Raw genomic sequence first — 9,529 nt, forward strand, 5'->3', positions numbered from 1 at the left:
ACCGTCCGAGCGGTGGCTTCCAGCGCCGTGACGACCGCCCGGCCGGCGGCGGCTTCAACCGCGACCGTACGAACGGCGACCGCCCGAGCGGTGGCTTCCAGCGTCGTGAGGACCGTCCGAGCGGTGGCTTCCAGCGCCGTGACGACCGCCCGGCCGGCGGCGGCTTCAACCGCGACCGTACGAACGGCGACCGCCCGAGCGGTGGCTTCCAGCGTCGTGAGGACCGTCCGAGCGGCGGTTTCCAGCGCCGTGACGACCGGCCGGCCGGCGGTGGCTACAACCGCGACCGTACGAACGACCGCCCCGGCGGCGACCGTCCGAGCGCGGACCGCCGCGACGACCGTGGTGGCCGCCCCTTCGAGCGCCGCCCGGCGGGTGACCGCCCGGTCAACCGCGACCGCCGCGACGACCGCCCGACGACCGGCTTCCGCGCCGCCGCGTCCCACGACCGCCCGACGGGCCGCCGTGACGACCACCGAGGCGGCACGACGGGCACCGGCACCGGCTCCTTCGGCCGCCGCGACGACAAGCCCCGCTGGAAGCGCGGCAACTGACCCGTCGCACCCCGCAGAGTGAGCAGGGCCGGCCGGACACCCCACACAGGGGCGCCCGCCCGGCCCTGCCCCACATCCGCACAAGGACGCGACGCCCCCACACCCGATACCCGATCGGCTCCCGCCGCCGGGCGGGCTATGCTCGTGGGTGTCACGCCGAGGGCCGTTAGCTCAATTGGCAGAGCAGCGGACTTTTAATCCGTTGGTTGTGGGTTCAAGTCCCACACGGCCTACTACGTCAGGCGCCTCCTCAGGGCGACCTTGACCAGCGACTTCAGTGCCCCGGCTGTCTGCGGACAGTCGGGGCACAGCGCTGCCGGGGCCGTGATTCGCGGCGGGGGAGCACTCCCGTACGGACGCCGTCGCCTTCCCGCGCGGCCCCCCTGGCGCAGAATGCGGAAGTCGCCGTGAGGCCGGGGAAGTCCGGCGATGATGAGGGGCATGACGAATGGGCAGCGGCTGGCGCTCGGGGCGACCGGGTTGGCGATGGGACTGCTGGCGGGAGGGTTCTCCTTCCTCAGTTGGGAACGTGCCGATCAGCTCGCGGGAGTGATCTCCGCGCTGGTGAGCGTGGCCGCCCTCGGGGTGAGCGTGTGGGCGGCCCTCGCCGGACCCGGCGGGTCCTCGATCCGGGTGTCGAACACGGGGACGGCGAGCGCGACCGGGGGCGGGAGGGCGAACAGCGGAGCCATCGCGTCGGTCCCTCCTGGCACGGTGACGGTCGAGGGAACCGGTGAAGCGCGGGCCGACAACGGATCGGCCAACACAGGGTACGAACAGCGGTAGTCGACCAGGACCGTGGGGCAGGACGGGTGGCGGGGGAAGAACGGTTGCGAGTGGCGCGCACCGGTCGGGCGGATGCTTCGGGTCTGCTTGCGCTGGCGAACACCGGAGTGATGGGCGATGTCACGTTAAGCCCTCCGAAGGTTCCCCGTTCGGGTTATCTGTTGCAGGTCGAGGCCATCTCCGCCGCTGAATTCGCCGACCGCGGTGACGAGTTGGAGGACATGGCCGCTTTCTGCGCGGCTGGGGACAGCCCGGGGTCCAAGGACCCCTCCCTCTCCTACTGGCGGTGGCTCGCTCCGGCTTGGGCGGGGAAGTCCGCCCTGATGGCCCACTTCGTCCTGCACCCACCGCCGGACATCGACATCGTGTCCTTCTTCATCACCGCTCGGCTGGCACGTCAGAACGACCGCGCGGCGTTCTGCGAGGTCGTCCAGCGCCAGCTGTACGCGCTGATCGGCGAGGAAGAACCCATGGCCACCGCGTACGGCGGTGACGAGCAGCTCCGCCTGGCCCTGGACCGCGCGGCGCGGGTCTCCATGGGCCGGGGCAGGCGCCTGGTCCTGCTGATCGACGGACTGGACGAGGACCGCGGGGTGACGTCCGGTCCGGAGAGCCACAGCATCGCCGCCCTGCTGCCGCGGATTCCTCCGTCGGGGATGCGGGTCGTCCTCGCGGGCCGCCCCCATCCGCCGGTCCCCGACGACGTTCCGGCCGGCCATCCCCTGCGGGACACTCGCATCGACCACGTCCTCGACGTGTCCCCGTACGCCCAAGCGGTGCGCGTGGACGCCGAACGCGAACTGCTGCGGCTGCTGAACGGCGGCGGGCTGGGCCGGGAACTCGTCGGACTGGTCGCGGCGGCGGGCGGTGGCCTGAGCGCGGAGGATCTGGCGAGGCTGGCCGGCACCAGTCCGCGCCTGGTCGAGCGCGAACTCAACGCGGTGAGCGGCCGTGGCTTCCGCGTCAGTGAGCCCCACTGGGGGCGTCGCGACGGTACGGCGGGTCCTCAGGTGTATCTGCTCGCCCACGAGGAGGTCCAGCAGAGCGCGATGGACCTGCTCACCGAAGCCGAACTGGACGGCTACCGCGAGCGTCTGCACACCTGGGCCGAGTCGTGGCATCGGAGCGGCTGGCCCGAGCGATCGCCGGAGTATCTCCTCCGGGGTTACACGCAGCTCCTGCGTGAACGGAAGGACAGCGGGCGGCTGGTACGACTGGTCTGCGACCCGGCGCGGCACGAGCGCCTGTGGGAGGTCAGCGGCTCGGACCTGGAGGCTCTCACCGAGATCGCCGCGGCGTTCGACCTGATCCGCGGAGCCGCTTCGGTGGAGGATCCGGATCTCGACGCGGCCGTGCGCCTGGCTGTTCACCGTGACGCTCTGCACGATCGGATGGAGCGGCTTCCCCCGGGTCTGATCGCACTGTGGGCGCGGCTCGGACACATTGATCGCGCCGTGAGTCTGGCCGAGGCACAGGGGCCGTCGCACCGGGACTTCGCGTTGGGCGAGGTCGCCGAGGCCGTCGCCGAGGTGGGGGACCGCGGGCGGACGATGGATCTTGCCTCGAAGATCGTCCGGGATGGCGCGCCGTCGCGGACGATCTACGGCATCGCCCGATCTGCTGCGCGGGCCGGTCATGTCGAGCTTGCCCTCGAACTGACAGGGATGATCGATGACCCCGAGGAACTGGCCCACGCCACGGCCGCGGTTGCCGGATCGCTTGCCTTGAGCGGCGCACACGAGGCGGCCGTTCTTCTCGCCGGCCGGCTGGCCGAGGGCGCTGACGACCTCGACGACTCTTCGAGGGTGTGGGCCTCCGCCGCAGCGGTCATGTTCCAGGCCGGCCGCGAACAGGCCGGATCCGATTTCCTCGGGGCGGCTCTCTCCCGGGCCGAGGGTGTTCCCGGGGACTATCGCCGTGCTCAGTCACTCGCGGGAATCGCCATGGAGCTGGTCGCCGGAGGCCAGCGCGAGCAGGCCGTCCGGACGGCCCGACAGGCGGCCGACTTCCTTCTCGGAGTGGCGGACTCGGAGGGACGCCAGTTCGGCTACCAGCAGGTCGTCAAAGCCCTCGCGATGTCGGGCTGCTTCGACGCGGCCGTCGGCCTTGCGAGGGCTCACACGGACGACACGGAGGAAATGCTCCTGGGCGTCGTGAAAAGGCAGGCCGATCAGCGGGACTTCGAGCGGGCCTTCGAGCTGGCGGACACGATCGGCGATCCCTACTACCGGGCGTGCGCTCTGGCAGCCATCGCCGGATCATCGGCCGTTGCCGGGCAGCGGGACAGAGCGCTCGAAGCCGCGGAGAAGGCCCTGGAAGCAGCCGCTGCGATCGATGAACCCAGCTGGTACGTCGGAGCACTGACGGCGATCGCAAGGGCATTCGGCGCCGCCGGTATCCCCGACAAGGCGCTCGATCTCGCTCGAGAGGCCACCGATCTCGCGCGCGTCAAAGGCCGAGGACTGACGAGGCGTGTCCTGGTCGCCGTCACGGAGGCACTCGCCAGGGCGGGGTTCGCCGCCCAAGCCGTCGAACTTGCCGAGCACGCGGCCGAATCCCTCAGGCCGGGTGACGGCCCCGTTCACTACGGCCTTGTCCTGGATATGGCGGAGGCCGGAACGGCACTGGCCACTGCGGGCCTTCCGACCCGGGGAGCCCGAGCCTTCCTCATGGCGGACCATACGGCCACCTTGCTCACGGACCCGGCGGAGCGGGCGGAGGCGTCGGTTTTCGTCGCGAAGGCGTTCGCTGCGACCGGTGACGGCGAGCAGGCCGCGCGCGTCGCGGCCCGGCTCGCCGACTGGGCGAACGGCGAGCTGAGTGCCTACGACCGATCGACCTGTCTCGCCAGTGCGGCCCAGGCATTCGCTGTCATCGCCGCGTTCGAGCGGGCACTTCAGCTGGTGGAGGAGATCACTGACTCTGACGCGAAGTCTCTCGCTCTGGGGGCGGTCGTCAGAGCCCTGTCTGTGGCCGGCGAGTACGAGAGGGCCGCGAAGCTTGTGGACGACATCGAGATCGCGAACGAGCACAATGCCGCGCTGAGAAGCGTCATCGAGGGGTTCGCCTCCGTGGGCGCCCTGGACCGGGCCGAGCAGTTGGCGGGATCGCTTGCCTTCCCGATCAGCAGGGATCGGGTGGCCGCCGCGATCGTGGGGGCACTCGCGACCGCCGGCCGCCGCGACGAGGCCGCGCGGCGAGCGGCTGCCGTCCAGGACCTCGAAGAGCGGGGCAGGGCTCTGGCGACCCTCGCCGCCGCGCTGGGGCCCACCGCGGAAGGGCGGCGGACTCTGGCCGAGGCGCTCTCCTACGCGCGATGGGATCGCATGGTGGCGGCCGTCGGCGACATCGCACCCCAGAACCTGACGACGTTCGCCGACCGGTTGATGCGGGAAGCCGGGCGCTGAGGCCGCGAAGGCGGACGCGCGGAGACGGCCGACTCAGAGCACGCGTCCGGTCGCCAGGGCCGCGAGGGCTTCTGGGGCGCCTGGTTGGTTTCTTATGCCTGGGAACGCGTTGATGTCGACGATCAGGGGGGTGCCTGTGGGGGTGGTGATCAGGTCCACTCCGTAGACGTCCAGGGCGAAGACCTTGCCGACCGTTCGGACCAGGGCGAGCCAGGTCCGGGGGAGGGTGGTGGGGGTGAGTGGCGGTGGGGGTGGGGGCGTGGGGGTGGTGGCGAGTTCTGAACGGCGGTGGGTGGCGAAGACCTGGTCCGCTATCACCCAGAGTTTGTGGTCCCAGCCGCTGTTCGGGGTGAACTGCTGGATCACTACCGGTTCTTCCGGCCAGTCGGTCGCCAGGGCCCGGAGCTGGGTGGGGGTGTCCGCCCGGGCCACCAGGTCCTCTCGGCGGCTGTGGCGGCTCTTCACCACCAAGGGGAGGGGGAGGGGGAGCCTCGGCAGGGACGTCAGGTCGGTCAGGGTGCCTGGGGTGTGGGTTCGGGCGAAGGGGAGGCCTGCCTGTAGGGCCAGGTCCGCCATCGCCGTGCGGTCCTGGCACAGTTCCGTCGCCGCCGCCGAGTTGAGCACCCTCGCGCCGCGTTCCTCGAACGAGCGGGCCAGGGCCAGTGCCTGGGGTGTTCTGGACTTCAGCAGGTAGACGTCCGCCAAGGGTGTGGTGGGGTCTGGGGGGTGGGGGACTGCCGGGTTCTGGTGTGTTACGTCGTGTCGGGGTTTCAGGAGCTTTTCTGTCGCTGCCAGGAGCGGGTGGTCCGGGCGCGGGGTCAGGAAGCAGATTCTCATCGGCCGTCGCTCATCTGCCGTCCCCCGCCACCGCGGGGACCGGGGTCTGGTGGGGTGGGAGGGCCGGGGGTACGGACTCGCTTCCGCCGCGCGCCAGGTCCAGGATCGCCCTGCCCACCCTTGCCGCCGCGTCCGGTACCTGGCGGAAGCTCGGGAAGTCGTTCACGTCGACCACCACCGGGCCGTCCGGGCCCAGGAGGACGTCCACGCCGTACAGGTCGAGTCCGTAGACCGCCCCGACCTCGGTGACGATTCCGGCCACCTCCGAGGAGAGCGGCACGCGCCGCTCCTTCGTCGCGCGGTCCGGGTGGAGCGGGGAGTTGCGCTCGGTGGCGTACAACTCGCCCCCGACGCAGTACACCTTGAGGTCCGTTCCCGAGTTCGGTACGTACGGCTGCGCTATCAGCATGCCCTCGCCGGCCAACTCCCCCCGTATCTCCGCCATTCGCTCCGGCGACGCCACCAGCCGAACCGCCCGGCCCGAGCTTCCGTCGGCCGGCTTGACCACCAACGGGTAGGCGGAGGAAGGGATCTCGGCGAACGCGTCCGGATGTGCCGCCGCGTACGTCATCGGCAGGGGAAGGCCCCGGTCGTGGCCGATCGCCGCCGCCACCGCCTTGTCCCTGACCCCCCGTATCGCCCTCGCGTCGTTGACCGTTGTCAGCCCGGCCCGGGCCGCGGCCTCCAGCAGGGACAGGCCGGGACCGCCCGAGACCGTCTTCAGCACCCAGGCGTCGTGACTGCCCGCCCGTACGACGTCGGACAGCGGCAGCAGCGCACTGCCGGGGCGCACGACGTCCACCCGGTGTCCCCACGCGACGAGTTGGGCGATCACCTCGACGGGCATGCCGTCGTAGCGGTACTGCTCCTCCACCAGAAAGCAGAGTCTCATCGAGCTTCCCCGTAACCCCGGACGACCATGACGACCGTGACGACCGAGCATCGTGGCCGAAAACGCTGTGACACTACAGAGGTCATGATCCGCCTCGCGGTTCCCCGGCCACGCACCAGCCCCGCCGCAGGGGGTGCCCAGGGAGGTTCGGCGGGCTCGGGGGCGCGGGAGGAATCCTCCTCGGGGAAGGCGAGGCGTCGAGGCGGTGAGGGGTCGCTCGCCGGACAATCGGCCTGAGCCGGATGTCGTCCGGATGCCCGCCGACCGCAAGGAGCGCAGTTCGTGAAAATCGGTATCGGACTCCCCAACCAGACCCGTGACGTGCGATCCGCCGTCATCCCCGAGTGGGCCCGGCGGGCCGAGGAGGCCGGGTTCTCGACGCTGGGCAGCGTCGGCCGGATCGCCTACCCCGGGGTGATGGACACGGTGGCGCTGGCCGTCGCCGCGGGGGCCACGAGTCGTATCGGTCTCCTCAGTACCCTCCTGCTCGGCCCCGTGTGGCCCCCGGTCCTGCTGGCGAAGGAGGCGGCGAGCATCGACGGGGTCTCGGGCGGCCGGCTCACCCTCGGGCTGGGCCTCGGGGGGCGCCCGGACGACTTCGTCGTCGACGGCCTCGGCGCACGCGGCACCGGCAAGCGGCTCGACCGGGACGTCGAGACGTACAAGAGCGTCTGGCGCGGCGAGGTGCCGGACGGCTGTGACAACCCGCTGGTGCCCGCGGGCACCCGTGAGGTGCCGCTGCTCTTCGGCGGCGGGGTGCCGGCGTCCTTCGAGCGCGTCGCCCGGTCCGGTCAGGGCTACATCGGCGCTTCGCTGCCGCCCGCCATGATCGGTCCCGCCTTCGACGGTGTACGGGCGGCCTGGCAGGCAGCCGGCCGCCAAGGGTCTCCGTACCTGGTCGCCATCGCCTACTTCGCCGTCGCGGACGCGGAGGCGGGGACCAGCAGCGTCCGTGACTACTACACGACAGCCGGTCCCGACGCCGCCGAGCTCCTCGCCTCCACCGTGCGAGGAGGGGCCGAGGCGATCAAGGAGGTGGTGCGCGCCTTCGAGGATCTCGGCGCCGACGAGCTCATTCTCAATCCGACCAGTGATGATCTGGATGAAGTGGCGCGCCTGGCCGATGTAGTCCTCTAGGCCGAGGTCGAGGTCGGTTTGTTAGGCCGAGGTCGAGGTCGGTTTGTCCGGGACTGGGGTCCGGGCCGGCAAAGAAGTGGGCCCCAGATGCTGCGGTCGGGGCGAGATCGTCGCACTCTTGGCCGTATGAATGACATACCGATCGTCGTACACCGGGCGTCCGGGACAGGCGGCCGTCGGGTCACCGTCCGCGGGCGCATCATGGGGCTCGCCCACTCGGACGACCATCTGGTCGAGTTCCTGCGCCTGGCCGGCTTGCCCGACGCGTGGGATCTCCTCGACGATCCCACCTGGGTGGAGTGGCAGGGCGGTCAGGCGCACGAGTACGCGGCGGGGTGAGGCGACCCGTCCGAGGCGGCCCGTCGTTCGCGGGGGTGAGCCGCTCCCCGTCTCCTCACCCCTTCTCGCGCGCCGCCCGCACGATCGGGGTGAGCTGCGTCAGGTTGTCGATCCGCCAGTCCGCCGCCGCGACCACCTCCGGGTCGTCCGCCCACCGGTAGCCCCACGGGCCGCGCCGCAGATGGGCCGTGCGCAGCCCCGCCAGCTGGGCGGGGAACAGGTCGTACGCGGGATGGTCCCCCACGTACAGCGTCCGGTCGGGCGGTGCCTGGGCGGCCTCCACGACCCGGGCGAAGAACTCCCGGGTCGGTTTGGCGACCTCCCAGTCGCCCGAACCGGTGACGAGGTCGGTCGGGAGGTCGAGGCGGCGCAGCAGTTCCAGGGCCCGTACGGTCTGGTTCCCGGCCAGGACGACCCGGACGCCGAGCGCCCGTAACGAGGCCAGAGCGGGCCGTACGTCCGGGTAGAGGTCCGACTCGTCGAGGTGTTCCCCGCGTCCCGCCGTCTCCCTGGCGCGATACGCCTCGCCGATGTCCATCCCGGGTTTGATCAGCCGCAGGGCGTCTTCGCCGTCCCTGTTCTGCGCCGTCACGACACCGACCAGGGCGGAGATCGTGTGCCGGGGGACGCCCAGCCAGTCGGCCCAGGAGGCCCACTGCCGGTCGTCGCGTACGAGGGTCTCGCCGACGTCGAACACGATGGTTTCAATCACCGGTGCCACCCTAGGGGCTGACGGGTGGCGGTCGGGGGGACACGCTCTGCCGATTGTCAGTGGCCCCCCGTAGCCTTACCTCCATGTCCGCTTCGTCGTTCGACTCGTCCGCCTCCTCCGGCGCCGGCCGTCCCGCCGGTACCCCTGTCGGCACGCCCGTGCGGTCCGCCGCCGTGGTCAATGGGGAGATCCGTGCCCTGTGGACGCGCGCCGGTGGCGCGCTGTCGGCCGCCGAGCAGGAGCGCTACCAGCGGCTTCTCGTGGAGTGGGCAGCCGCCGTGCGGGCCGATGTGGTGGAAGCGGCGTAGGGCCTGTCCGGCGCGGGGAGGCGGGGCCCGGCGGGCGGGGGAGCGAGCGGGGCACCCGTAAATGGGAATGATCTTGGTCTGGATGGCGTAGAGTCAGGTTTACCGACGCGGGGTGGAGCAGCTCGGTAGCTCGCTGGGCTCATAACCCAGAGGTCGTAGGTTCAAATCCTGCCCCCGCTACTCAGTAGGACCGAAGGCCCGGATCCCCAGTGGATCCGGGCCTTCGGCGTTCGCGGGTTCGGGTCGCTGCCCGCCTCGGGTTCGGGTCGCCCCCGGCCTCGCCGCGTGCGGTGACGCCTCCGCGCGGACCGCCGCGTACCGTGAAGAGGCAGTGGTGGAGCGATCGGTCCGTAGCCCACTCGGTCGATGGCGACTCGCCGCCCGGCGCGGCGGCGACCAGCCTGGGGTGAGCGCGGTACCGTCCGCAGCCGAAGCCGGACCGGGCAGGAGACCAACAGGTGGGGAAGCTGAGGAAACCGGGGCTGAGAAGGCCGGGGAAGGGCCGCGACGGCGCGGGCTCCGGCGCGGGCGGTACGCGCCCCGCCGCCGCTACGCCC

General features: G+C 71.5%; 8 protein-coding genes, 2 tRNA genes and 1 pseudogene. 8 read left to right on the plus strand and 3 right to left on the minus strand.

What is annotated here, in order from left to right:
- The 4 genes and pseudogenes from GT042_RS22890 to GT042_RS22905 all read left to right on the plus strand — a co-directional run.
- Positions 1–554, plus strand: a pseudogene (locus tag GT042_RS22890) (RNA helicase); the annotation flags it as partial.
- A 160-nt stretch (positions 555–714) separates the two neighbouring features.
- Positions 715–787, plus strand: a tRNA-Lys gene (locus tag GT042_RS22895).
- Between the two features lie 208 nt (positions 788–995).
- Positions 996–1,340: a hypothetical protein gene (locus GT042_RS22900; protein ID WP_161310606.1), complete on the plus strand. Its 345-nt coding sequence runs from the start codon at positions 996–998 to the stop codon at positions 1,338–1,340.
- 161 nt (positions 1,341–1,501) lie between these two features.
- Positions 1,502–4,747, plus strand: a complete 3,246-nt coding sequence (locus GT042_RS22905) for a hypothetical protein (RefSeq protein ID WP_161310607.1) — start codon at positions 1,502–1,504, stop codon at positions 4,745–4,747.
- 33 nt (positions 4,748–4,780) lie between these two features.
- Here GT042_RS22905 and GT042_RS22910 read toward each other — a convergent pair whose 3' ends face one another.
- Together GT042_RS22910 and GT042_RS22915 are read right to left on the minus strand one after the other, a co-directional pair.
- Positions 4,781–5,452, minus strand: coding sequence for an alpha-L-glutamate ligase (locus GT042_RS22910; protein WP_345943875.1), 672 nt, complete (start codon positions 5,450–5,452; stop codon positions 4,781–4,783).
- Between the two features lie 142 nt (positions 5,453–5,594).
- A complete protein-coding gene (locus GT042_RS22915) occupies positions 5,595–6,476 on the minus strand; it encodes a hypothetical protein (protein ID WP_161310609.1) in 882 nt (293 codons plus the stop codon).
- Between the two features lie 282 nt (positions 6,477–6,758).
- Between GT042_RS22915 and GT042_RS22920 the strand changes: the two genes are divergently transcribed.
- Positions 6,759–7,613, plus strand: a complete 855-nt coding sequence (locus tag GT042_RS22920) for an LLM class flavin-dependent oxidoreductase (protein ID WP_161310610.1) — start codon at positions 6,759–6,761, stop codon at positions 7,611–7,613.
- Between the two features lie 126 nt (positions 7,614–7,739).
- Entirely contained in the window at positions 7,740–7,952 is a 213-nt protein-coding gene (locus GT042_RS22925) for a hypothetical protein (protein WP_161310611.1), read from the plus strand.
- A 55-nt stretch (positions 7,953–8,007) separates the two neighbouring features.
- Here the strand turns inward: GT042_RS22925 and GT042_RS22930 are convergent, their stop codons facing one another.
- A complete protein-coding gene (locus tag GT042_RS22930; RefSeq protein ID WP_161310612.1) occupies positions 8,008–8,661 on the minus strand; it encodes an HAD family hydrolase in 654 nt (217 codons plus the stop codon).
- Positions 8,662–8,747: 86 nt separating this feature from the next.
- On the opposite strand from GT042_RS22930, the gene GT042_RS38290 reads away from it, so the two are divergent.
- Positions 8,748–8,972: a hypothetical protein gene (locus GT042_RS38290; protein WP_202533512.1), complete on the plus strand. Its 225-nt coding sequence runs from the start codon at positions 8,748–8,750 to the stop codon at positions 8,970–8,972.
- 106 nt (positions 8,973–9,078) lie between these two features.
- Positions 9,079–9,152 (plus strand) — tRNA-Met (locus GT042_RS22935).
- Positions 9,153–9,529: the final 377 nt, after the last annotated feature.

This window comes from Streptomyces sp. SID3212, assembly GCF_009865405.1.
GTDB lineage: Bacteria > Actinomycetota > Actinomycetes > Streptomycetales > Streptomycetaceae > Streptomyces.

What these genes read in the sequence shown, in the direction of transcription:
- GT042_RS22900 (WP_161310606.1), top strand. Translation starts at nt 996, where the DNA reads ATGACGAATGGGCAGCGGCTGGCGCTCGGGGCGACCGGGTTGGCGATG.
- GT042_RS22925 (WP_161310611.1), top strand. Translation starts at nt 7,740, where the DNA reads ATGAATGACATACCGATCGTCGTACACCGGGCGTCCGGGACAGGCGGC.
- GT042_RS22915 (WP_161310609.1), bottom strand. Translation starts at nt 6,476, where the DNA reads ATGAGACTCTGCTTTCTGGTGGAGGAGCAGTACCGCTACGACGGCATG.
- GT042_RS38290 (WP_202533512.1), top strand. Translation starts at nt 8,748, where the DNA reads ATGTCCGCTTCGTCGTTCGACTCGTCCGCCTCCTCCGGCGCCGGCCGT.